Origin of the sequence: Demequina sp. NBRC 110051, from assembly GCF_002090055.1 — a bacterium.
Classification (GTDB): Bacteria; Actinomycetota; Actinomycetes; order Actinomycetales; family Demequinaceae; genus Demequina.
The window spans coordinates 1-23243 of the sequence record NZ_BBRH01000014.1 but is presented as its reverse complement, the minus strand read 5'-3'; the positions used below and the strand labels follow the sequence as shown (position 1 = coordinate 23243).

Genomic DNA, 23243 nt, shown 5'->3' with positions numbered 1-23243 from the left:
AGGGTCATGGCTACCATCACCCGCGGTGTGCTTTTCGTGCATTCGGCGACCCGAGCGATGTGCCCCCACATCGAGTGGGCCGCCCAGTCTGTGCTGGGTTCGCGCGCCTCCTTTGAATGGACCGACCAGCCCGCCGGCACCTCCCTGTACCGCGCCGAGGTGGCCTGGCAGGGCCAGCCCGGCACCGGCGCTCGGCTCGCCTCCGCGCTGCGCGGCTGGGAGCACGTGCGCTATGAGGTGACCGAGGACCCGTCCTTCGGAGCCGACGGCGCACGCTGGTCGCACACCCCGTCGCTGGGCATCTTCCACGCCGTCACCGACGTGCACGGCAACGTTGTGGTGCCCGAGGACCGCATCCGCGCTGCGCTCGACGGCGCCGGCACCGTCACGGAGTTCCGCCGCGCCATGGACCTCGCGCTCGGCACCGCGTGGGACGAGGAGCTGGAACCGTTCCGCTACGCGGGTGCCGGCGCCCCCGTGCGGTGGCTGCACCGCGTGGGGTAAAGTCCCGCCGCATGACCACCTGCACCACCGCGACCTTCGCATGATGGAGCTCGCTCACGACGAGGCCCTCACCCTCCAGGCGATGGAGGAGGCGATGTGGCGACCCGAGACCCGGTTCGACCGTCGCTACATGGAGGCGATCCTCGCCGAGAACTTCCACGAGGTGGGCCAGTCTGGCCGCACCTATACACGTGACGACACGCTCGATCTTCGCCCCATCGAGATCGACATCCAATTCCCGTTGCGTGGATTCTCGGCCGTGGCGATCTGCGAGGACGTGGCGCTCGTGACCTACACGTCCGTGCCTGCCCGTGCGCCGCGCGGCGCCGCGCATCGGACGTCGGTGTGGACCAACGACGGGCGCTGGAAACTGCGCTTTCACCAGGCGACGCCCGCGGAGGTCTGACCCGGAGCATCCTTTGTCGGGGTGGTCCTCGCCCGACCCACCCTGTGCCGCTCAACACACGGCCGGGACTGATGTGCACGGTGTGGCTACTGGGATTTCCCATGTGCCCCATGAGTCCCACCAATCTCAGCCGTGTGGTGAGAGGTACGGGCGGAGCGTGGTTGAGCGCCGAGGACAGCAAAAAGCCCGGCCACTCCTGACGGAGAGACCGGGCTCTGTGCAGCGAGGCGAGGGTGTCAGGCGGTGCCGAACACCAGCGCGACGTTGTGACCGCCGAAGCCGAACGAGTTGTTGATCGCGGCGAGCTGACCCTCCGAGGGCAGGGCGCGCGGGGTGTCGCGCACCAGGTCGACCTCGAGTTCCGGGTCGGGCGACGTGACGTTAATGGTCGGCGGAGCGACGCGCTCCTGCAGGGCCTTGATCGTGAAGACCGACTCGAGCGCGCCGGCGCCACCCAGGAGGTGGCCGGTCATCGACTTGGTGGCGCTCAGCAGCACCTGGTCCGAGTGCGAGCCCAGCAGGCCGCGGATGGCGCGCGCCTCGATCATGTCGCCCACCGGGGTGGACGTGGCATGCGCGTTGACGTGCGCGATGTCGGTGACGGCGAGGCCCGCCATCTCGACCGCCTGCTGCATGGCACGAGTCTGACCCTTGCCCTCGGGCTCGGGGGCGGCGATATGGTGGCCGTCCGCGGTGCGGCCCAGTCCGAGGAGCTTGGCGTAGACGCGGGCGCCGCGGGCGGCGGCATGCTCGGCAGACTCAAGGACGACGATGCCGGAGCCCTCGCCGAGCACGAAGCCGTCACGCTCGGTGTCGTAGGGGCGCGAGGCCGCCTGGGGGTCGTCGTTGCGCTTGGACAGCGCCGCCATCGCGGCAAAGGAGGAGATGGGCAGCGGGTGAATCGCCGCCTCGGTGCCTCCACACACGACCACGTCGGCGCGGCCCTGCTGAATCATCTCGTAGCCCATCGCAATGGCCTCGGCGCCCGAGGCACAGGCGGACACGGGGGCGTGCGCGCCCGCGCGAGCGGTGAGCTCGAGCGACACGTACGCGGCGGGGGAGTTGGGCATGAGCATCGGCACGGTCATGGGCAGGACGCGCGAGGCGCCCTTTTCCTTCATGGTGTCCCAGGCGCTCAGCAGCGTCCACACGCCGCCGATGCCCGAGGAGACCACGGCGCCCAGGCGCTCGGGGTCTACCTCGGGCGAACCGGCATCGGCCCAAGCCTCGCGCGTCGCCACGATCGCCATCTGGGCGGACGGGTCCATGCGCTTGGTCTCGGGCCGGCTGAGGACCTCACTGGGCTGCACGGCGAGCTGTCCGGCAAAGTTCACGGCCATGCCGTAGGTCTCGGCCCAGTCGTTGTCGAGGGTCGACACGCCCGACCGTCCGGCCAGCGCGCCCTCCCAGGTGGTGGCGACGTCCCCGCCCAGTGGCGAGGTCGTCCCGAGTCCGGTGACGACGACTTCAGTCATGTGCAGCTCCAGTGATGGTCGATCAGGGAAAAGAGGGGGTTACTTCTGCGCGCCCTCGATGAAGGTGACGGCGTCGCCGACGGTGGTCAGGTTCTTGACCTCCTCGTCGGGGATGCGCACGTCGAACTTCTCCTCGGCGAGGGTGACGATGGTCATCATCGACAGCGAGTCGATGTCGAGGTCGTCGGTGAAGGACTTCTCCGCGGTCACCTCGGCGGCGTCGAGGCCGGTCTCCTCGGCGACGATCTCGGCGAGGCCGGCGAGGATCTCGTTGGTGTCAGCCATGCTGGTTCTCCTTGTGTTGGGGGATGGGTAGTTCGTAAGGAACGACTGTGACTCTATGACGGTCCGCCCGCTCAGGGCAGGACCACCACCTGCGCGGCGTAGACCAGGCCGGCGCCAAAGCCGATCTGGAGCGCGAGGTCGCCCGACTGGACCAGTCCCTCCCGCTTGAGGCGCTCGGTGGCCAGGGGGATCGAGGCGGCGGACGTGTTGCCGGAATCGACGATGTCCTTGCCGACCACGACCGTGTCGGGCAGGCCGATCTGCTTGACCATCTGGTCGATGATGCGCACGTTGGCCTGGTGAGGGATGAAGGCCTTGATGTCTGCCGGGGTGACGCCGGCGGCCTCGATGGCCTCGAGCGCCACGGGGGCCATCTTGAAGGACGCCCACTTGAAGACGCTGGGGCCCTCCTGGAACAGGGTGGGGAACGCGGTGTCGGGGTTGTCGCGCACCTCGAGCCACGAGGCGGTCTGGCGGATCAGCTGCGAGCCGGATCCGTCCGAGCCCCACACGGTGGGGCCGATGCCGGGGGTGTCGGAGGCGCCGATGACCACCGCGCCGGCGGCGTCGCCGAGCAGGTAGGAGATCGAGCGGTCGGCGGGGTCGACGAAGTCGCTCATCTTCTCCGCGCCGATGACTAACACGTTGCGGGCGGTGCCGGCGCGCACGAAGGCGTCGGCCTGCGCGATGCCGTAGCAGTAGCCAGCGCACGCGGCCGAGATGTCGTAAGCGGCCGCGGTGATGCCCAGGCGGTCGGCGACGATGGGCGCGCCACCGGGGGTCATGTGCGGGTACGTGATCGTCGACAGGATGACCGTGTCGATCTCGTCGGCGCTGATGCCCGCCTGGGCGATTGCTTCACGGGCGGCGCGCTCGGACAGGTCGAGCACCGAGGTGTCCTTGTCGGCGCGTACACGGGTGGCGATGCCGGTCATCTTGCGGATCCACTCGTCGGACGAGTTGATGGGCTCGATGAGGTCCTCGTTGGGAACCGAGTTCTCGCCGCGCGCGACGCCCAGGCCGAGGATGCGCGTGAACTCCGGTCCACGCTTGATGTTGAGGGACGTCACGCGTGCTCCTTCAGCAGCGCCTGGGCGGCGTCGAGGTCGTCGGGGGACTTGAGGGCGACGGCGGGAATGCCCTTGAGGGATCGCTTGGCGAGGCCCGTCAGCACGCCGCCGGGGGCGACCTCGATGATGCCGGTCACGCCCGCCTCGAGCATACGGGCCTGGCACAGGTCCCACCGGACCGGGTTGGCGACCTGGCGGACGATGCGTGCGAGGGCGTCGGTGCCATCCGTAACCTCGGCTCCGTCCGCGTTCGACAGCAGCGTGGCCGTGGGCGCGGAGGGAGAGATGGCCTGCGCGGCTGCCTCTAGCGCGGCGACTGCGGGCTCCATGTAGGACGTGTGGAACGCGCCGGCGACCTGCAGTTCGATCACGCGTGCCCGTGCGGGGGCGTCCGCGATCAGGGCGTCGATCCCGGCCTTGGCGCCGGCGGCGACGATCTGGCCGCCGCCGTTCATGTTCGCGGGGGTGAGCCCCAGGTCGGTGAGGCGCGCGAGCACCTCCTCTTCGACCCCGCCAAGCACGGCGGCCATCGAGGTCGGCTCCGCATCCGCGGCCGCCGCGGCCATGGCACGCCCGCGAACGGTGACCAGGCGCACCGCGTCGGCGTCGGAAATGACGCCCGCCAGCGCTGCGGCACCCAACTCGCCCACGGAGTGGCCGGCGACCAGGCCGGGGACCACGTCGCCGAGCACGGCGCGGCCCGTCGCGATCGCCGTCGCGACCAACAGCGGCTGGGCGATGGCGGTGTCACGAATGGTGTCGGCGTCCGAGGTGGTGCCGTGAGCGATGAGGTCGACGTCTGTGGCTTCCGACAACTCGGCAAGGCTCGCGGCCACCGACGGAAGTTCGAGCCACGGGGTCAACATGCCCGGGGTTTGGGCGCCTTGACCGGGACAAAGAACGGCAATCATGCTTCCAAGCATCCCTCACGCGGCGGCGACCGCGCGCCTGCCGCGCCACGGATTCATCCCGCCAGATTTGTAGGTGTCCTACAACGATGGGCGGCGTGCGTCGCGCAGGCGCCCCAGTTTGAATGCCGTCTCGAGCACGTGGGCGTCGCGGTGCGCGAGCACGTCCCAGCCCGTCATCTCCGCGACCTTGCGGAGGCGATAGCGCACGGTGTTCGCGTGCACGAACATGGTGCGGGCAGCGACCTCGAGGGAGCGGCCGCAGTCCAGATAGGTGGCCACGGTCTCCTGAAGGGACCCGCCGGCACGCTGGATGGGGTCGTAGGCGATCGCGATGAGACGCTCGCGCGCGGCCGCGTCCCCCACGAGCACGCGCTCGGGCAGGAGCTCATCCGCCCCCACGGGCCGGGGAGCGAGCGACCACGCCGGCGCGGCGGCCACGCCGGCGACGGCGGCTCGGGTGGCGCGGGCGACCTCCACGAGAGTGATCGCCGGGGGGCCCAGCACCACCGGGCCGGGTCCAAAGCTGGTGAGGAGCTGCCTCGTGAGCGCGCCGTGGTCGTCGTCCGAGCGCGCGATCACGATGAGGTCCTCGCCGTGGATTCCTACCAGCGCACCTGGGGCGATGCGGCGCAGCGTGCGGCGCAGTTCCGCGGACTGCACCTCACCCAGCGCGCCGTCGGTGGTGCCGACCATGACGAGCGTGGGACCGGGGTTCCAGCCGAGCGCCGCGGCGCGCGACGGCACGTCGTCGTCCACCTCGCCGCGCACCAGCGCGTCGACCACGAGCGCCTCGAGGCGGGCGTCCCAGGCTCCGCGCGACTCGGCGGCGCGGGCGTAGACCTCGGCCGCGGAGAAGGCGATCTCGCGCGAGTACAGCAAGATCGCCTGGCGCACCTCGACCTCGTTACCGGGGGAGGCGAACTCGTCCGAGTGACTCTCGACGACCTCGACGACGGTGCGCACGATCGACAGCGTGTGCTGCAACGACACCGAGCGCGTGAGCTCGGGCGGCGCGGCCGCAAAAACCTCGGTCGCGCTGCGGTGACTGTGCTGGGGGTCCGCGTACCAGGCGACGAACGAGGAGATGCCAGCCTGGGCGACCGTCCCCACCCACGAGCGCTCCTGCGCAGGCAACGCCCTGAACCACGGGTACTCGGCGTCGAGCCGGCGCAGCGCGGCCGTGGCGAGCCGCCCCGTCGCGGCCCTCAGCCGCCTCAGCGTCTCGACGCGGGCGGGTGTCTGGGACATGTGGAGATCATACGGTTCGTTTGTGGATCATCCACAACGCGCCGTCCCTGAGGCCGATGCCGTGGTCGCCTTCTTCCAGGCGTTTCGTGTGCCGGCGGGTTAGCGTGAGGCATGGACACGACGACGGTGACGACGCCACGCCCCAAGCCCCTGATCGGCGCCCTCCTGGGCCTCCTCCTGGGAATCGTGGTGTCGGCCTTGCTCTGGATCCTGGGTGTGACGCCGCCGGACAGGCTGCCGTTGTTCGGCATCGTGGCGGTGGCGATCGCCGTCACCACGTACCTCACGACCCTGGCGCCGCGCCACGCCACCGGGCGCTTCGCGACCGCGATGGTCCTCGCGGCTTTGTGCGGTGGGGTGGCGCTCACCGGGATCCCCGAATACGTCGGGACGGGCTCGCTGAGCTCGGGGTGCACTGCTGAGGCGACCTCGTCCCTCGAGCCCGATCCGCGCGGCCCGGCCCAGACCTCCGCGACCGACCCCTTCGACGTGACGCAGGACGACACCGTGGTGTGGAGCGCGAGCACGGAGAACGAGCTCACCGAGGCGCGGCCGTCGGTCGCCCTCATGCTCGGGGGCTTCCGCGTGCCCCTGTGGAACGGCCAGGACGCCTACTCCGGACCACTCGATCTCACGGGCGAGGATTCGGTGGACGCGCGCGAGCAGATCGTCCGCGATGCCGTCGGCTTTCCGCTGACGGGGACGTATCACTTCGGGGGTGACCTCGAAGGCTCGACGGGTGGCTGCGAGGCGTATGCCTACGTGCGGGTGGCACACGACGGCGCGTTTGTGGGCACGCTCGCGATCACGCTGTGGGTCCTGCTCGGAGTCGTCGTCGCGCTCATCGTGGTCGCGGCCACTCTCACGGCCCGCTCCCTTGTCATCGCGCGCCGCCACGGCGCCCCCACCACGGATCGGATCACGACTACCGGTGGTACGGCGCCTGCGACGTTCACCTCGGGGACCATGGCCCAGCAGCCCGATCAGGTCACCGGCGACCCTGAACCGTCGCGAGCCCGCGATGCTCGGACGGCCGATGCCGCGGCCGGCGTCGCTGCCGCCTCGGTTAGCGAACGGGGCAGGGGATCGGCGAGCCATTCCGGCTCGGGTCGCACAGGCTCGGGGGGATCAGGTTCGGGTTCCTCCCGCTCGACCTCGTTGAGCGCGTCGACCACGTCGCACATGGGGCAAGCCGAGGGCGATCCCGAAGCCATGGCGGAGTACGAGGCCGAGGCCGACCGCGGTGACATGGACGCCGTCGAGCCTCTCGACACCGACGAGCCTGGCGACGGTGACGAGCTGCGGGAGAGCGACGAGCCGGCGGATGGCGACGCGTCTGCGGAGCGCGACGAGTCGGATGAGGACCAGGGCGACCCCGCGGAGGAGCAGCGGCGGGACTGAAAGCCCGCCACGGCATCGGCCGCCCGAACGACGAAGCCCGCCCTCACCGAGGCGAGAGCGGGCTTCGAGAAGAGGTGACGCTTAGGCGTCGCCCCCGGCGTTGCCGGACGTGCCCTTGCGGACGTCGTGCAGCTCGTAGCGGTTGATCGCGTCCTGGACGAGGTGGCGCTCCACCTGGCCCGCGGCGGCGAGGCGCTGGAGCACCTTGACCGCCGTCGAGGGACCGTCGATCTTGAAGTAGCGACGGGCGGCGGCGCGAGTGTCCGAGAAGCCGAAGCCGTCGGCGCCGAGCGTCGCGTAGTCGCCGGGAACCCACGCACGGATCTGGTCGGCGACCAGGTGGTCGTAGTCGCTTGTGGCGACGAACGGCCCGGAAGCACCCTGCAGCTTGGTGGTGAGGTACGCGGTGCGGGGCTCCTCGCTGGGGTGGAGGAAGTTGTGCTCCTCGGCCTCGAGGGCCTCGCGACGCAGCTCGTTCCAGCTGGTGACGGACCAGACCGCGGCGCGCACGCCGTAGTCGCGGGCCAGCAGTTCCTGAGCCTCGAGGGCCCACGGCACGGCGACGCCGGAGGCGAGGATCTGGGCGACGGGGCCCTCACCCTCGGGGGCGTCGGCGTACTTGTAGATGCCCTTGAGGATGCCCTCGACGTCGACGTTCTCGGGCTCGGCGGGCTGCTGGATGGGCTCGTTGTACACCGTGAGGTAGTACATGACGTTCGGGTCGCGGCCGTCGTTGCCGTACATCCGCTGCAGGCCGTCGCGCACGATGTGGCGGATCTCGTAGCCGAACGCCGGGTCGTACTGGACAACCGAGGTGTTGGTGCCGGCGATGAGCGGCGAGTGGCCGTCGGCGTGCTGGAGGCCCTCACCCGTGAGGGTGGTGCGGCCAGCGGTGGCGCCGATGATGAAGCCACGCGTCATCTGGTCGCCGGCGGCCCAGAACTGGTCGCCGGTGCGCTGGAAGCCGAACATCGAGTAGAAGATGTAGAACGGCACCAGGGGTTCGTCGTGCGTCGCGTATGCGGTGCCGACGGCCTGGAACGCGGCGGCGGAACCGGCCTCGTTGATGCCGGTGTGCATGATCTGCCCGGCCTCGGACTCCTTGTAGCTCAGCATGAGCTCGCGGTCCACCGGCAGGTAGTTCTGGCCGTTCGTGTTGAAGATCTTCGCCGAGGGGAAGATGGCGTCCAGGCCGAACGTACGGGCCTCGTCGGGGATGATCGGCACCACGCGGTGGCCGAACTCCTTGTCGCGCACCAGGTCCTTGAACAGGCGGACGAACGCCATGGTGGTGGCGACCTCCTGCTTGCCCGATCCCTTGGCGAGGAGCTCGTAGGCCTTATCGCCGGGCAACGCGATGTCCTTGCGCGAGTCGCGGCGCTCGGGCACAAAGCCGCCCAGCGCCTGGCGACGCTCCAGCATGTACTTGACCGACGGGTCCTCGAACCCGGGGTGGTAGTACGGCGGGTTGTACGGGTCGGCCTCGAGCTGCTCGTCACTGAAGGGGATGTCGAAGGTGTCGCGCAGAACCTTGAGGTCCGCCGCGGCGAGCTTCTTCATCTGGTGCGTCGAGTTACGCGCCGCGAAGTTCGAACCGAGGCCGTAGCCCTTGATGGTCTTCGCGAGGATGACCGTGGGCTTGCCGTTGGCCTCGGTGGTGGCCTTCGCATACGCCGCGTACAGCTTGCGGTAGTCGTGACCGCCACGCTTGAGCGCCCAGATCTCGTCGTCCGTCATGTCCTTGACGAGCTCCTTGGCGCGAGGGTCGCCGCCAAAAAACTGGTCACGGATGAACGCGCCGGACTCGGCACGATAGGTCTGGAAGTCGCCGTCGGGCACGGTGTTCATGAGGTTGACGAGCGCGCCATCCTCGTCGCGCTGCAGCAGCGGGTCCCAGTTGCGGCCCCACACCACCTTGATGACGTTCCAGCCGGCGCCACGGAAGAACGCCTCGAGCTCCTGGATGATCTTGCCGTTACCGCGCACAGGGCCATCGAGGCGCTGCAGGTTGCAGTTGACGACGAAGGTGAGGTTGTCGAGGCCCTGGTGGGCGGCGAGCTGCAGCATGCCGCGGCTCTCCGGCTCGTCCATCTCGCCGTCGCCCAGGAACGCCCACACGTGCTGCTGCGACGTGTCCTTGATGCCGCGCAGGTGCATGTAGCGGTTGGTCCACGCCTGGTAGATGGCCGAGGCGGGGCCGAGGCCCATCGACACCGTGGGGAACTCCCACACGTCGGGCATGAGGCGCGGGTGCGGGTACGAGGACATGCCGCGACCCGGGCCGGACTTCTCCTGACGGAACGAGTCGAGGTCGGCCTCGGAGAAACGACCCTCGACGTAGCCGCGGGCGTACACACCGGGAGCGGCGTGACCCTGGAAGTACACCTGGTCGCCGCCGCCGGGGTGGTCCTTGCCGCGGAAGAAGTGGTTGAGGCCCACCTCGTACAGCGTCGCGACGGACGCGTACGACGAGATGTGGCCGCCCACGCCCTTGCCGGCCGCCTGCGCGCGCGTCACCATGACCGCGGCGTTCCAGCGGATCCAGCCGCGGTAGCGGCGCTCCATTTCCTCGTCGCCGGGGAACTCGGGCTCGTCGTCAGCGTGGATGGTGTTGACGTACGGGGTGTTGAGGCTCAGCGGGACCGAGAGCTGCTTCGAGGCGGCGTGGTCCACCATGCGGTCGAGCACATACTCGGCGCGGGATTCGCCCCCTTCCTCGATCAGCCCATCGAGCGATTCGAGCCATTCGTTGGTCTCGCTCGGGTCCTTGTCGATGTCGCCGTGTGAAGCCACCAGTGAACTTCCTCTCAGGCGCAGGGGTTGAGCGCCCTATCAGTTGGAGGGTGGGGAGCGGCCATGACCGCCTCGTCCGCCTCATTCTGTCGATAGACAAGTCTATTGTCACGCTGGGGTCCGCGCGGACGCGCCCGGTGTGGCGCCGTTGCCACCGTCGCGCACGGGGCTCTACTGTGGACTCCAACGCGCGGGTCCGCGCGTGATCGTCAACGAGAGGAGCGGCGCCGCTGTGGCGACACAGGAGGGCACGGACGCGACCAGCGTCATCGCCCGGTTTGACCTGACCAAGGGAATGGTCCTGCAGGAGTTCGGCTACGACAACGACGTGGACGAGCCCCTACGCGCCGCTCTCGCGGATGCCACGGGCGAAGACCTCGTCGACGAGGACTACGGCGACGTCACCGATGGTGTCGTTGTGTGGTTCCGCGACGGCGACGACGACCTCGCGGACTTGCTGATGGACGTCCAGTCGCTCCTCGATGACGGCGGCAAGGTGTGGCTGCTCACACCCAAGGCCGGCACCAAGGGTCACGTGCTTCCCGGCGACGTCCAGGAGGCCTCCTCGCTCGCGGGGCTCCACGGCACCTCGACCTTCGTGGTCGGAGACGGCTGGTCCTGCACCCGCCTGGTGGACAAGGGCTGGCAGAAGTGACGCACCCCGCGGTGGGAGACGCCGCGCCGGGATTCTCGCTTATCGACCAGCACGGTCGCCACGTCTCGCTCACCGACTTCCGCGGCAAGCCGCTGCTGCTGGTGTTCGTGCCGTTTGCCTTCTCCGACACGTGCACCAATGAGCTCATCGACCTGCGTGACGCGGGCGCCTTGTCGGAGGACAAGGACGTCGCCGTCGCCGTCGTGTCGTGCGACTCGCTGTACACGATGAAGGCGTGGGGCGACGTGCACGCGTTCAACGAGTCCCTGCTGAGCGACTTCTGGCCTCACGGTGAGGCGGCGCGTGCCTACGACGTGTTCTCGGACGACAAGGGCCTGGCCACGCGTGGCACGTTCCTCATCGACGCCGACGGCATCGTCCGCTGGCTGGTGCGCAACCCCACGGGTGAGGCGCGCAGTATCGACGACTACCGCGAGGCCATCGCGGCGCTCGACTGACGCGCTTCGTCTAGACGCGCCACGCCCACAACGCGTGGGCGGCTTCGCCTCCGCGGCGGAAGCGCTGCGACGCGCCCTCGCGTTCGACGACCCATCCGCCCGGCACGCGGCGCACCTCGTACGCGCCGCCCGGGCGGGTGACGGTTGCCCAACTGCCGGGCATGGCAAGTCGAGCGACATGTGCCGCCATGTCTTGCTCGGTGGCGACGGAATGCGGCGCGTCGCCGTGGCTGCTCCAGCGCGGGCGCAGCGCGTTGGTCGTTGTCGTGGCCGTGGCTGTCATGGCGAATCCTCTCGTCTGAGAGCACTGTCGCACCGGGGTGTGACATCGCGGCGTCGCGATGCGCCACAATGGTCACCCCAGGGCCCTTAGCTCAGTTGGTTAGAGCACTGCGTTTACACCGCAGGTGTCGTCGGTTCGAGTCCGGCAGGGCCCACTCCTGTGACTCAACCCCGCTCGCAGACGAGCGGCGAGCGCTCCCCAGCCACGGCATCGGCCGTCAGTACGATGGCGTGAGGCACCTGTCCGCGACTGAAGGGAAGCGCCGCGATGGCCGAGCCGATGGGCGACAAGTACGACGCCTACGCCCAGAAGACCGATGCCCCGATGGCGGCTCTCGCCCTGATCTTCCTGTGCGTGTGGTCCGGCCGCATCATCTTCTTTCATTCGCTGCCCGGCGGTGTGCGCGCCACGATGCTGACGGTGCAGGGCGTGATTTGGGCCATTTTCCTCGCCGACCTCATCGTGCGCACGATCATCTCGAAGAAGTCCTGGCGTTTCCTGTGGACGCACCCGATCGACGTGATCGCGGTGTTGGTCCCTGCGGCCCGCCCGCTCAAGGTGCTCACGGCCTTCACCCAGGCGACGGCCTTCGCGACGGCCAAGGGCCGCATGAAGACCATGCAGGCAGTGGTGCTGTCGGTGGTGCTGCTGCTGTGGATCGGCTCGGTCGCGGTGCTCGCCGCCGAGCGCGAGGTCACAGACTCGGCGATCAACACTTTCGGCGACGCCCTGTGGTGGGCCTTCGTGACGGTGACGACCGTGGGCTACGGAGACTTCTCGCCCGTGTCGGTCGAGGGCCGCGTCATCGCGGTGCTCATGATGCTCGTCGGCATCGCCCTTATCGGTGTCGTGACGGCCTCGGTGGCGGCCTGGTTTGTCGCCCTCACGAGCGGCGCCGATGAGCAGGAGGACGAGGCTCGCGAGGTCACCCGCCACGAGGAGGTGCAGGCCCGGATCGCCGAACTCGAGGGAAAGATAGACCGGCTCACGGCCGCGCTCGAGAAGTCTGAGGATTCACCCACCCGCAATCCCCAGTAGCGTGAGGGCATGGCCACGGTCGCAGACATCGTCGACATCCTCGACACCAGGTTCCCTCCGTCGCTCGCGGAGGAGTGGGACGTCAACGGCCTCACGGTCGGCGATCCCGGGGCGGGCGTCGGGCGGGTGCTCTTCGCGGTCGATCCCACACTCGCGGTGGTGCAGGAGGCGATCGACGTCGATGCCGACCTCATCGTCACGCACCACCCCTTGCTGCTTCGCGGTGTGCAGCAACTGCCCGTGACCAGTGCCAAGGGCGCGGTGGTCCACCAGCTGATCGCCCATGGCATCGGCCTGTTCAACGCGCACACCAACGCCGATCACGCCTCGGGCGGTGTCGCCGAGGCGCTTGCCGAGGCGCTCGGCGTGCGCTCGACCGTGCCGCTGGTTCCTTCGACGGCCGATGCGACACAGGGCACCGGACGCATGGGTGTCCTGGGCGGGCCGCTCACCTTAGGGGAGTTCGCTCAATTGGTTGCCGAGAAGCTGCCTGCGACGGCGCACGGGGTGCGGGTCGCGGGGGACCTCGACGCTCTCGTCACCTCGGTGGCCGTCTGCGGGGGAGCGGGCGACTCCTTCCTCGCGGCCGCGAAGGCGGCACGGGCGGACGTGTACGTCACTGCGGACCTGCGCCACCACCCCGCGTCCGACGCGCGTGAGCTCGCCGACCTGGGCGACGGCCGCCCGTTCCTCGTGGACGTGGCACACTACGCCTCGGAATGGGCGTGGCTGACCGCCGCCGCCGAACATGTCGCCGACGCCGCAGGCGTCGACACCATCGTGTCCACCCTCAACACCGATCCCTGGACCGCGCACTTCGCCTCACCGGCGAGCGACGCGTCCTCGTGACAAGGAGCTCTACCCGTGCCTACCGCCCCCGTCGCCGACCAGCTGCGACTGCTTGACGTCCAGGACGCCGACCTGCGCCTCCAGCAGGCGCGTCACCGCCGCGAGACCCTGCCCGTCACCGAGCAGATCCGCGAGCTCACGGGGCGGGCGGCCGATCTCGAGGAGGACGCCGTCTCGCGCGGCACGGAAGTTTCCGACCTGCGCCGCGAGGTGACGAAGGCGGAGGACGACGTGCAAGCGGTGCGGCTGCGCGCCGACCGCGATCGCGGACGCTTGGAGTCCGGCACCGGGTCGGCGAAGGACCTGCAGGCACTGCAGAGTGAACTCGAGGTGCTCGGCCGGCGCCAGAGCGCGCTCGAGGACATCGAGATCGAGGCGATGGAGCGGCTCGAGACCGCGGAGAAGCTCCACGACGAGGTGCGGGCCCAGCGCGACGCGATCGCCGCCGACATTACGCGCCTGAGCGATGAGCGTGACCAGCAGCTCGCCGCCATCGACGCGGAGATCGGTGACATCGCGGCCGAGCGTGCGCTGGCCGTCGAGGGAATCGACGCGGCGCTGGTCGCCCTGTACGAGAAGTTGCGCGATCACAACGGCGGCGTGGGCGCCGCCGCGCTTCGCGGTTCCCAGTGCCTGGGCTGCCACATGACGCTCAACCCCGCGGACCTGCGCCAGATCGAGTCGGCCGCTCCAGATGCGGTGGTGCGCTGTGAGGAGTGCGGAAGGATCCTGGTGCGGAAGGCGGACGCCTGAGCATGACGTCGTCTCCCTCCGTTCCCTCCGCCCCTTCGGGCGAGGCCCACGAGACCGGTTCCGACGTCTCGCCCGAGCCCGCTCGCGGCCGGTCGCTGTACGACCTGGGCCAGGAGGGCTTTGTGAGCCCGCTGACCCTGGTGCTGGTGCGCCACGGCGTGACGGACATGACGGTCACGCATGCCCTGTCGGGCTCGGGAGAGGTAGGGCCGTCGCTGAACGCTGCCGGGCGGGTTCAGGCCGCAAAGGCGGCCGATGCCGTCTATCGGATCGGCCGCAAGGACTGGGACCGCGTGCCACACGTCAGCCGCGTGTTCGCCTCGCCCATGACCCGCACGCAGGAAACCGGCGGCGCCATCGGGAGGCGCGTGGGTGCCCACGTGGAGACCGAGGACCGCGTGCGCGAGGTCCACTTCGGTCAGTGGGAGGGGCTGACCGGCGCGGAGATCACCCAACGCGAGCCCGAGAACATGCACCTGTGGGGCATGGGAGACCACCGTGCACCGGGCGGCGAGTCGCTGCATGACGTGGGTCTGCGTTTCGACTCCTTCATCGTGGACGCCGCGCGCGAACACGCGTCCCTGGCGCGCGAGGGACGTGACGAGGCGCGCGCCTGGGCGGTCGCTTCACACGCCGTCGCTATCAAGTCCGCGGTCGCCATTTCTATGGGCATGCCCGTGTCGTCATGGTCGCGCATGTGGCCGCAGCCGGCGTCGATGACGCTCTTGCAGCTGCGAGTGCGCGAGGACGGGACGATTGCCGAGCGCCACCTGTTGGCGTTCGGAGTGCCGACACACTAGACGCTTAGCCCGCGATGACGATGGTGAGCTCCTTGTCGCTCACCGCAATGTCGACCACGCCCGGAAGCGTGCGCGCCACGTCCGCGAGCTCGTCACGTGTGGCGGGGACGGAGGCTGCCGTGGCGAGCACCCCCGTGAGAAGGCCCCGCGTGTGCTTGGCCATGTGGCTCACCACGGTGCGCTTGCCATGGAGTTCCCTCTCCACCCTGACGGCCACCGTTGGGTGACCGGTGGGGCGCCACGCCGCGACGTAGGAAGACGAGCGACAGTCGACGATGAGCCCGTCGCCCGCGAGGTGTGACAGCTCCGTCGCGAGATGCTGGCGCCAGAACGAGGCGAGCGCTCCGATCCTGCCCAGGCTCGTCGACATCGACAGCCGATACGCAGGGATACGGTCGGCGGGGGAGACCGCGCCCCACAACGCGGAGACGATGCGGATGCGATCGGCCGCGCGCGCAAGATCGGCCTCGCCCCACTCGGATGCGCATGCGGCCTCGTACAGCACGCCGGTATAGACCCGTGCGGCGACATCGGTGGGGTTCTCCCACAACGTGCGGTTGCGATCGACCTCGGCGCCCAGGCTTGGCCCCACATCAAGCACCTCGAACGCGTTGCGTTGGCCGCTGACCTTCGCGAGCGCCGTGCCGACGCGCTCGCGGGCGGGTGCGAGGCCGGGGTGGCTGAGCGCTGTGAGGTCGACGGGCGCGCCGGCGAGCGGCGCCGTCTTGCCTTCGGACGGGGGAAGCAGGATCAGCACGCGTCCAGGGTAGGGGCGCCGGCCGTGCGCACCGTACCTCGCGCGACTTCAGTGAACAGATTCGAGCGACACGCTTGACTCATGCCATATCGCGATATATCGTCAAAGTATCGACATCAGAGAAAAGGAGATATCGATGAGAGACAACGACACGATGTTTGATGCCTACGCCTCACGCGGCCAGGTGCGCCGGCGTCACGGCCACGGGGGCCCGCGCTTCGACGCGGAGTTCGAGGGGCCTCACGGCGGCCCAGGAGAGCGTGGCGGCCGCGGCAGGCGCGGCGGCCCCGGCGGACACGGCGGCCCGGGCGGTCACGGTGGTCCTGGTGGCCCCCAGGGCCGGGGTGGACGCGGAGGCCGCGGGCGCGCTCGCGGTGACGTCCGTGCCGCAGTGCTGGTCCTCCTGTCCGAGCAGGAGCGCCACGGCTACGACCTCATTCGCGCCATCGAGGAGCGCACCGAGGGCGCGTGGGCGCCGAGCCCCGGGTCCATCTATCCCATGCTGCAGGCACTGGAAGACGAGGGGCTCGTCACCATCGACCTCGTCGAGGGCCGCAAGGTGGCCTCGGTGACGGACGCCGGGCGCGAATGGCTCGCGCAGAACGTGCCGAACCCGGAGGCCCTCTTCGCGAGGCCCGAGGGCGGTGCCGGCATTGGCCAGGTGCGTCACGAGATGATGCAACTGCGTGATGCCGCCATGCACGTCACGCGTCAGGTCGCCGGCAACGAGGAGCAGGTGGCCAAGGCTGCCGCGATTCTCGCGGCCGCACGGAAGGACCTTTATCGCCTGCTGACCGAGCAGGACTGACCGAGCAGGACTAGCACGACACCTCCGGCCGGGCGGCCGGCACCGGGCTCGACGGGAGTCGACCCACCAGGCTCGACGAGAGTCGACCCAGGGCGCCGTCAGCCCGGCCGCGTCATTGCTGCCGTGAGCAGGGCAGTCGCGGTAGGCTTGACCCGCGGATGAGTTGGCCAGGCGGCCGCGTGATCGCAAGATCCCGAGGAACGTCCGGGCTCCGCAGGGCAGGGTGATGGCTAACGGCCACCCGGGGTGACCCGCGGGACAGTGCCACAGAGAGTAGACCGCCTCCGGCTTCGGCCGGAGGTAAGGGTGAAAGGGTGAGGTAAGAGCTCACCGCGCGACCGGCGACGGAAGCGGCACGGTAAACCCCACCCGGAGCAAGGCCAGACAGAGAGCGTTTGAGGGCTGCCCGCCCGATGCTCTCGGGTAGGTCGCTGGAGCCCTGGAGCAATCCAGGGCCTAGATGGATGGTCGCCCGGTGCGCAATGCGGCAACGCGTGCACCCGACAGAACCCGGCGTACAGGCCAACTCATCCGCACCACGAGCGGTGCACCACTCACCGCTCGCCGATGGCAAGGATTCGTCGAGGAGGCGAGATGGCACGACCCGAGCAGCAGCGACGGTCCAGCCGAGCGCGCGCGGGAAACCGGCACACAGGCACGCGGGCACGCACCAGCGGCCCCACGACCCCCAAGGACCTCATCGAGGTGCTGGCGAGCGTCGCGCGCGAGGTCGACCGTGCCGTCCAGCGTCCCCCCACGCGCGCACAGTTGCGCATCAAGTTCCAGGTGGTCGCCCTCCTCATCCGTGAAGAGCGCGCCGCCGTCACCGGTGACGAGACGCTGACGGCCTCCCAGCGGGAGCAGACCGTCAAGCGTCTCGACGGCCTTGCCACCATCCTCGCCAAGGTCGCCGTGCGCGACACCTCGCTGCTCGCGCTCCTCGCCGAGGACGCCCGGGTGACCACGTCCGCCCGCGAATACAAGGCGACCTTGCTCACCAAGGCCGGCCGCGAGGTCCCCGAAGAACCCGTGGCACCCGAGCCTGTGACGCCTAAGGCGGACACATCTCGTCAGGTCACGCCGCAGTCGGCGCTGTCGCGCCAGCTCGCCAACCCCTTTCTCGCCCCCGATTTCACGGCGGCACGCGAGCGCAGCGCCGCGCGTCCGCGCAGGCTCGCCGGCTGGGAGCTGCTCGACCCGCTGTTCCACTCATTCGAGCGTGACGCCCCGGGCGCCCGCGCGTGCATGGAGCTTCCCGACGGCGACACTCTTCCAGGCCCGCTGCGCGTGCCCAATGGGCGGGCCCTCATGCCTCACCAGGAGCAGCTGGTCGCCGCCGCCGCCGAAGGCCATCGCACGTTCTTGTTGGCCGATGAGCCGGGCCTGGGCAAGACCGCGCAGGCGCTCATGGCGGCAGAGGCCGCCGACGCCTACCCGTTGCTCGTCGTGGCTCCCAATGTTGTCAAGATGAACTGGGCGCGCGAGGTCTCCTTGTGGACCCCTCACCGCACCGCCACGGTGGTGCACGGCGACGGCGACGAGGTCGACGCGTTCGCGGACGTCATCGTCGTCAACTACGCCGTGCTCGACCGGCACGTGGGATGGTTCGCCGAGCACGGCTTCCGCGGCATGGTCGTCGACGAGGCGCACTTCATCAAGAACAAGACCTCGCAGCGCTCGCAGCATGTCCTCGGACTCGCGGACCGCATCCGCAAGCGCACGCCGCGGCCGCTGCTGATGGCGCTGACGGGCACCCCCCTCATCAACGACGTCGACGACTTCCGCGCCATCTGGGAGTTCCTGGGCTGGATCGATGCCGAGAAGCCCCTGGGATCGCTCATCAACGCGCTCGAGGACACCGGACTTATCCCGACCGATCGCGGCTTCTACTCCGCCGCCCGCGCGGCCGTGGTGTCCCAGGGCATCGTGCGGCGGCGCAAGGTGGACGTCGCTGCGGACATCCCCGCGCGTCGCGTCGCCGACCTTGCGGTCGAACTCGACGGTCCTGTGGGGCGCTCGATCCGCGCCGCGGAAAAGGCCCTCGCCGAGCGGATGGTCGATCAGTACCGCCGTGCGATCGCTGCCCGGCCCGCTGCGGAGCCCACCGACGGCATCGACCTCGAGCTCGCGCACCGCATCGCGGCCGCGGAACTCAAGGACTCGAGCGACAAGAAGTTGGGCGAGAACGTGTTCTCGATGGTCAGGCGCATCGGCCAGGCAAAGGCGTCGCTCGCCGCCGACTATACGGCCCAGCTGGTGCACCACGCCGGCAAGGTCGTGTTCTTCGCCAAGCACATCGACGTCATGGACGAGGCGCAGCAGGTCTTCGAGGAGCGCGGCATCCGCTATGTGACGCTGCGCGGTGACCAGAGCGCGAAGGCACGTGAGCAGAGCATCAAGGCGTTCACGGAGGACCCCGAGGTCCACGTGATCGTGTGTTCGCTCATGTCTGCCGGCGTGGGAGTCAACCTGCAGGTCGCCTCCAACCTGGTGCTCGCGGAGCTGTCCTGGACCGACGCGGAACAGACGCAGGCGATCGACCGCATCCACCGCATCGGCCAATCCGAGCCGGTGACCGCCTGGCGTATCCTCGCCGCGCAGACCATCGACTCGCGCATCGCCGAGCTCATCGACAGCAAGTCGGGGCTCGCTGCGCGGGCGCTCGACGGCGCCGCCGAGGAGGACGTGACGAGCCAGGTCGACGTGCAGGTCGAGGCGCTCGTGGGGCTCCTCACGGACGCCCTGGGCGCGGACCAGGACGCGACTCTGAGCCACCTCTGAGGAATCTCCCGGCCGACTCCCGGCTCGGTGTCCTGAACTAGTACCCAGGACACCACCGAGGAGGACGCGATGCACCAGGCCACCGACACACCATCTGCCACCACCAAGCGCCGCCCGCGCGCCCGCAAGGTCGTGGCGGCTTCAGCGGTCGCGGCGCTCGCCGTGGGCGCCGTGGCCACCGGGGTCATCGTGCGTGCGCCGCGCGAGACGACGGCCGATGCCGCGGTCGCCTCGATCGCCCAGCCCGGCGGGGCGAGCGGCGACGCATACGAGGAGGACCCTCGCAGCGCCGCCAGCCCCGATTGGGAGGAGCTGTACCGCGAGCTTTACGAGCAGTGGGAGGCGCAGCAGGGCATGACCGCTGTCCCGGGCGATGGTCAGACGTGGACCGGCTCAGGGACGACGACTGCTCAGGAGGCGGCGACGACCGCGAGCGACGCCGAATCCGCGGGCCTGGTCCTCATCGATACGGAGCTGGGCTACCAGAGTGCGGCCGCGGCCGGCACGGGCATGGTGCTCACGAGCGATGGCCTGATTCTCACCAATAATCACGTGGTGGAGGGCGCCACCGACATCACGGTCACGATCGGCACCACAGGTGAGACCTACACCGCCAACCTCGTGGGCACCGATGCGACCGAGGACGTCGCGGTGTTGCAGCTCGAGGGTGCGACGGGCCTCACCGCCGTCACCATCGACGACGACGAGGCAGGCGCCGGGGACACCGTCACCGCCGTGGGCAACGCCGAGGGCGGGGGAGTGCTGATGGCCGCCGACGGCACCATCACGGAACTCGACTCGTCCGTGACCACCTCCGCTGAGTATGGGGTCGAGGGCGAGACTCTCGACGGCATGATCGAGTTCGCCGCGGATGTAGTGGGAGGCGACTCCGGCGGCGCCCTGATCGACGAGGAGGGCGAGGTGGTCGGTATGACCACGGCCGCCTCGAGCGGGCTTGCGACCACCATCGCCTACGCCGTGCCCATCGACCAGGCGCTCGCCATCGCCGCGCAGATCACCGCCGGCGACGAGTCCGGCACGGTCACCATCGGCTACCCGGCCATGCTCGGGGTCGCGGTGGGCACCACGGGGCGATACGCCCAGGCCGCCACCGCTGGAGCTGCCGTGCTCGGCGTCTATGACGACACCCCCGCGGCAGAGGCGGGCCTCGTCGCGGGCGACATCATCACCGCGGTCGACGGTGTCGCGATCACCGACGCCGACGGACTGACGGCCGCGCTCGCGGACCTTGATCCCGGCGACGCCGTCGGCCTCACGTGGTCCGACGCGACCGGTGCGACCTCGACCGCGACCGTCACCCTGACGCAAGGTCCGGTCGCCTAAACACCGGCGACGGGCCTGCGAAGGCCCGCCGTTCCTGCGCTCGCTATCCTGAGCCCCATGAGCGAGCGCATGTACTCGATGACCTTCTCGTCGATCTACCCGATGTACATCCAGAAGGTCGAGCGCAAGGGGCACACCCAGGCCGAACTCGACGATCTCATCACGTGGCTGACCGGTTTCGACAAGACCCAGATCGATGCCTTCGCCTCCGACGAGTCGACGTTCCCCGAGTTCTTCGACGCCGCCACGCTCAATCCCGATGCGAGTCTTATCACCGGCGTCATCTGCGGCTACCGGGTCGAGGACATCGAGGACCCGTTGGTGCAGAAGGTCCGCTACCTCGACAAGATTGTCGACGAGCTCGCGCGTGGAAAGGCGATTGAGAAGATCAAGCGCCACTAAGACGGCCGATGCCGTGGCGGGCTCTCGCTGTTAGCGCGCCTTGCGCGCGAGGTGGCGGCGGTCGTCGTTGGCGTACGCGTAGTACCAGCCGATCAGCAGGCCTCCGCCGATGAGGTTGCCGACCAGGACGATCGCGAGGTTGCCGAGCGCGAGGCCCCACTCCAGCCCGCCTTGGAAGGCCGCGATGGTGAACAGCACGGTGTTGGCCACCGAGTGTTCGAAGCCCACGAAGGCGAAGACGAAGACCGTGGAAATCATCGCGAGGGCCTTCATCAGGTCGTTCTTGATCATGCCGTTGTAGATCATCAGCATGCCCAGGTTGATCATCAGGTTGCACAGGATCGCCCGGATGAAGAGGTCCGACCAGCCGGCGGCGCCGCCCGACACATACGCGAGTTTGGTGTCGACGGTTGAGGAAATCGAGTCGCCGATGTCGCCCGCGCCGAGCGTCGAGCCCGCGACGGCGAGCGCGATCGCGAGCCCTCCCACGAAGTTGCCGGCGTAGCACAACGCCAGCAGGCGCAGGCCGCGCAGGAAGCTCACGGCCTTGTAGTAGCGGCCGATGGACACGATCATCATGTTCGACGTCAGCAGCTCGGACTTGCTGAAGTAGATGAAGACGAGGGCGAAGCCAAACGTCGCGGCGCCCACAAAGTGCCCGATGCCCTCGAGCTCGCCGTGACCGAACGCTGCGAACACCGCGAACTCGGTGAGGTACATGATGCCGATGATCGCTCCGGCCATCCCTGCGCGCATGAGGTAGACGCGGGCAAGGGTGCCGCTCATCTCGGTCTTCTTTTCCAAGGTTTCGAGCACCGTCGAGATGAACTGTGCGCCCGGAAAGAGGCTGGAAGAGTCGGCCATGTACCTACCCTGGCACGCCCGGCGTCCCGCGGCGAGGGGTCTACGGTCCCGGGGTTGGCTGGCGCGCGTGGCGCCCCGGTTCCCGCGTCTGTGAAGGCGACGCAGGTACCCTCGGGACCGTGACAGACGATCGGGAGCGCGAGACGCCGCGCAGTTCGAGCCGGCCCATGCCGCCGTCGGTGCCGCCGCGACCCAAGCGCGTGTCGACGCATCAGCCGGCCGCTACGCAGCCCCAGGCGCGAGCCAACGAGCCCGTCATGGATCCGACGCGGGCCATGCCCGCACAGCCCGCCGCCCGTCAGCAGCCGCCGTCATACCCGCCTCAGCAGCGGCCGTCGGCGCCCCAGGCGGCGACCTACGGAACGTATGACGAGGGCGCTCAGCCCGCCACGGCATCGGCCGCCGGTCAATCGTCGTCGCCGCGGCGCGGGAAGCACCGCTGCTGCCGGTGGGCGTGGATTCTGCTGGCCATCCTCGTGGGCGCGCTGATCGTCTTCATCGTCTGGGTTAACGGACAGATCAACCACGTCGACGCGTTGTCGGGCGCGGCGGACACACCGGGGGAGACCACACTCATCGTGGGGTCCGACTCGCGCGAAGGGTGGGACGGAGACGACGGCACCGAGGGAGCCCGCACGGACACCATCATGGTGCTGCACAAGCCCGAGTCCGGTCCGGTCGCGCTGATCTCGATCCCGCGTGACTCGTACGTCGCTATCCCCGGCTACAAGAACAACAAGATCAACGCCGCGTTCTCCTTTGGTGGCCCCCCATTGTTGGTCGAGACGGTCGAGGACCTCACCGGGCTGACCATGGACCACTACATGGAGATCGGGCTCAGTGGCGTCGAGGACATGGTGGACGCGGTCGGGGGCGTCGAACTTTGCTACGACGAGGACGTCTCCGACGAGAAGTCGGGTCTCGAGTGGGAGGCCGGCTGCCACGTCGCCGACGGCGAGACCGCGCTGGCGTTCTCACGTATGCGCTACTCCGACCCGCTCGGCGACATCGGGCGAGCGGAGCGTCAGCGCCAGGTCGTCGCCGCGGTGGCCGAGGAGATCCTCAGCCCCGCGACGGTACTCAACCCCACACAGCTGATCCCCGTCACGAGCGCGACGCTCGGCGCCTTCCGCGTGGACGAGGGCACCAACTTTGTGGGCCTCGCGACGATCGCTCTTGACCTGCGCGCAGGCTTGGGTGGCAACGCCGTGACCGGCACCCCGCCCATCACCTCGCTGGGGCACAGCGTCGACGGCGTGGGCTCCACCGTCCTCCTGACCGAGGACGAGCTGCCCCAGTTCTGGGAGGACATCGCCGAGGGCAACTTCGAGCCCGGCGAAGAGGTGGGCGGCGTCTCC

The 23243-nt window shown here is 69.3% G+C and carries 23 protein-coding genes, 1 tRNA gene and 1 other RNA gene; 16 read left to right on the top strand and 9 right to left on the bottom strand.

Translation table 11 applies throughout. The features are described from left to right. Positions 1-6: 6 nt before the first annotated feature. Positions 7-504: a DUF3145 domain-containing protein gene (locus B7K20_RS08380; protein WP_084102081.1), complete on the top strand. Its 498-nt coding sequence runs from the start codon at positions 7-9 to the stop codon at positions 502-504. A gap of 40 nt (positions 505-544) precedes the next feature. Further along, the gene (locus B7K20_RS08375) at positions 545-910 is read left to right on the top strand and encodes a DUF4440 domain-containing protein (protein ID WP_144018600.1); all 366 of its coding nucleotides are present in this window, start codon (positions 545-547) and stop codon (positions 908-910) included. 236 nt (positions 911-1146) lie between these two features. Here the strand turns inward: B7K20_RS08375 and fabF are convergent, their stop codons facing one another. From fabF to B7K20_RS08350, 5 genes are all read right to left on the bottom strand, one after another. Then, positions 1147-2385, bottom strand: coding sequence for a beta-ketoacyl-ACP synthase II (gene fabF, locus B7K20_RS08370; RefSeq protein WP_084102079.1), 1239 nt, complete (start codon positions 2383-2385; stop codon positions 1147-1149). A gap of 39 nt (positions 2386-2424) precedes the next feature. Next, positions 2425-2670, bottom strand: coding sequence for an acyl carrier protein (locus tag B7K20_RS08365; RefSeq protein ID WP_084102078.1), 246 nt, complete (start codon positions 2668-2670; stop codon positions 2425-2427). A gap of 71 nt (positions 2671-2741) precedes the next feature. Next, a complete protein-coding gene (locus B7K20_RS08360) occupies positions 2742-3740 on the bottom strand; it encodes a beta-ketoacyl-ACP synthase III (RefSeq protein ID WP_084102077.1) in 999 nt (332 codons plus the stop codon). Continuing rightward, positions 3737-4651, bottom strand: a complete 915-nt coding sequence (locus tag B7K20_RS08355; protein ID WP_084102076.1) for an ACP S-malonyltransferase — start codon at positions 4649-4651, stop codon at positions 3737-3739. Before B7K20_RS08355 ends, B7K20_RS08360 begins: the two co-directional genes overlap by 4 nt. A gap of 78 nt (positions 4652-4729) precedes the next feature. Further along, positions 4730-5899 (bottom strand): CdaR family transcriptional regulator, encoded by a 1170-nt coding sequence (locus tag B7K20_RS08350; RefSeq protein ID WP_084102075.1) that lies wholly within the window; start codon positions 5897-5899, stop codon positions 4730-4732. Positions 5900-6010: 111 nt separating this feature from the next. Here B7K20_RS08350 and B7K20_RS08345 point away from each other — a divergent pair, with 111 nt between their 5' ends. Next, positions 6011-7300 (top strand): hypothetical protein, encoded by a 1290-nt coding sequence (locus B7K20_RS08345; protein WP_084102074.1) that lies wholly within the window; start codon positions 6011-6013, stop codon positions 7298-7300. Between the two features lie 81 nt (positions 7301-7381). On the opposite strand, the gene aceE is transcribed toward B7K20_RS08345, so the two are convergent. Continuing rightward, positions 7382-10093, bottom strand: a complete 2712-nt coding sequence (gene aceE / locus B7K20_RS08340; protein WP_234985777.1) for a pyruvate dehydrogenase (acetyl-transferring), homodimeric type — start codon at positions 10091-10093, stop codon at positions 7382-7384. Between the two features lie 232 nt (positions 10094-10325). Here aceE and B7K20_RS08335 point away from each other — a divergent pair, with 232 nt between their 5' ends. Both B7K20_RS08335 and B7K20_RS08330 read left to right on the top strand, forming a co-directional pair. After that, on the top strand, positions 10326-10748 hold the full coding sequence (locus tag B7K20_RS08335; RefSeq protein ID WP_255372760.1) for a DUF3052 domain-containing protein: 423 nt from the start codon (positions 10326-10328) through the stop codon (positions 10746-10748). Then, complete coding sequence (locus tag B7K20_RS08330; protein WP_234985776.1) at positions 10745-11206, top strand: peroxiredoxin; 462 nt, start codon at positions 10745-10747, stop codon at positions 11204-11206. Before B7K20_RS08335 ends, B7K20_RS08330 begins: the two co-directional genes overlap by 4 nt. Before the next feature lie 10 nt (positions 11207-11216). Here B7K20_RS08330 and B7K20_RS08325 read toward each other — a convergent pair whose 3' ends face one another. Continuing rightward, positions 11217-11489, bottom strand: coding sequence for a hypothetical protein (locus tag B7K20_RS08325; RefSeq protein WP_084102072.1), 273 nt, complete (start codon positions 11487-11489; stop codon positions 11217-11219). An 80-nt stretch (positions 11490-11569) separates the two neighbouring features. Here B7K20_RS08325 and B7K20_RS08320 point away from each other — a divergent pair. The 5 genes from B7K20_RS08320 (at position 11570) to B7K20_RS08300 (ending at position 14929) form a co-directional block, all read left to right on the top strand. Beyond that, positions 11570-11643, top strand: a tRNA-Val gene (locus B7K20_RS08320). Positions 11644-11756: 113 nt separating this feature from the next. Then, positions 11757-12527, top strand: a complete 771-nt coding sequence (locus B7K20_RS08315; RefSeq protein WP_084102071.1) for a potassium channel family protein — start codon at positions 11757-11759, stop codon at positions 12525-12527. A 9-nt stretch (positions 12528-12536) separates the two neighbouring features. Further along, entirely contained in the window at positions 12537-13376 is an 840-nt protein-coding gene (locus tag B7K20_RS08310) for a Nif3-like dinuclear metal center hexameric protein (RefSeq protein WP_084102070.1), read from the top strand. 15 nt (positions 13377-13391) lie between these two features. Further along, on the top strand, positions 13392-14129 hold the full coding sequence (locus B7K20_RS08305; RefSeq protein ID WP_084102069.1) for a zinc ribbon domain-containing protein: 738 nt from the start codon (positions 13392-13394) through the stop codon (positions 14127-14129). Positions 14130-14131: 2 nt separating this feature from the next. Next, the gene (locus B7K20_RS08300; RefSeq protein ID WP_084102068.1) at positions 14132-14929 is read left to right on the top strand and encodes a histidine phosphatase family protein; all 798 of its coding nucleotides are present in this window, start codon (positions 14132-14134) and stop codon (positions 14927-14929) included. 4 nt (positions 14930-14933) lie between these two features. On the opposite strand, the gene B7K20_RS08295 is transcribed toward B7K20_RS08300, so the two are convergent. After that, positions 14934-15686 carry a YaaA family protein gene (locus tag B7K20_RS08295; RefSeq protein WP_084102067.1) on the bottom strand — a complete coding sequence of 251 codons (753 nt, stop codon included), beginning with the start codon at positions 15684-15686 and terminating at the stop codon, positions 14934-14936. 136 nt (positions 15687-15822) lie between these two features. Between B7K20_RS08295 and B7K20_RS13065 the strand changes: the two genes are divergently transcribed. The 5 genes from B7K20_RS13065 to B7K20_RS08270 all read left to right on the top strand — a co-directional run bounded on the left by B7K20_RS13065 (position 15823) and on the right by B7K20_RS08270 (position 21021). After that, a complete protein-coding gene (locus tag B7K20_RS13065) occupies positions 15823-16494 on the top strand; it encodes a PadR family transcriptional regulator (protein WP_159449366.1) in 672 nt (223 codons plus the stop codon). A gap of 159 nt (positions 16495-16653) precedes the next feature. Then, an RNA gene (gene rnpB / locus B7K20_RS08285) (RNase P RNA component class A) lies at positions 16654-17028 on the top strand. A gap of 60 nt (positions 17029-17088) precedes the next feature. Beyond that, complete coding sequence (locus B7K20_RS08280) at positions 17089-19275, top strand: DEAD/DEAH box helicase (RefSeq protein WP_084102066.1); 2187 nt, start codon at positions 17089-17091, stop codon at positions 19273-19275. Positions 19276-19344: 69 nt separating this feature from the next. Further along, the gene (locus tag B7K20_RS08275) at positions 19345-20619 is read left to right on the top strand and encodes a S1C family serine protease (RefSeq protein WP_084102065.1); all 1275 of its coding nucleotides are present in this window, start codon (positions 19345-19347) and stop codon (positions 20617-20619) included. Between the two features lie 57 nt (positions 20620-20676). Beyond that, positions 20677-21021: a DUF2200 domain-containing protein gene (locus tag B7K20_RS08270; protein WP_084102064.1), complete on the top strand. Its 345-nt coding sequence runs from the start codon at positions 20677-20679 to the stop codon at positions 21019-21021. A gap of 30 nt (positions 21022-21051) precedes the next feature. On the opposite strand, the gene B7K20_RS08265 is transcribed toward B7K20_RS08270, so the two are convergent. Beyond that, a complete protein-coding gene (locus tag B7K20_RS08265; RefSeq protein ID WP_084102063.1) occupies positions 21052-21885 on the bottom strand; it encodes a formate/nitrite transporter family protein in 834 nt (277 codons plus the stop codon). A 119-nt stretch (positions 21886-22004) separates the two neighbouring features. On the opposite strand from B7K20_RS08265, the gene B7K20_RS08260 reads away from it, so the two are divergent. After that, a partial coding sequence (locus B7K20_RS08260) for an LCP family protein (RefSeq protein ID WP_234985775.1) occupies positions 22005-23243 on the top strand: 1239 nt, incomplete at its 3' end.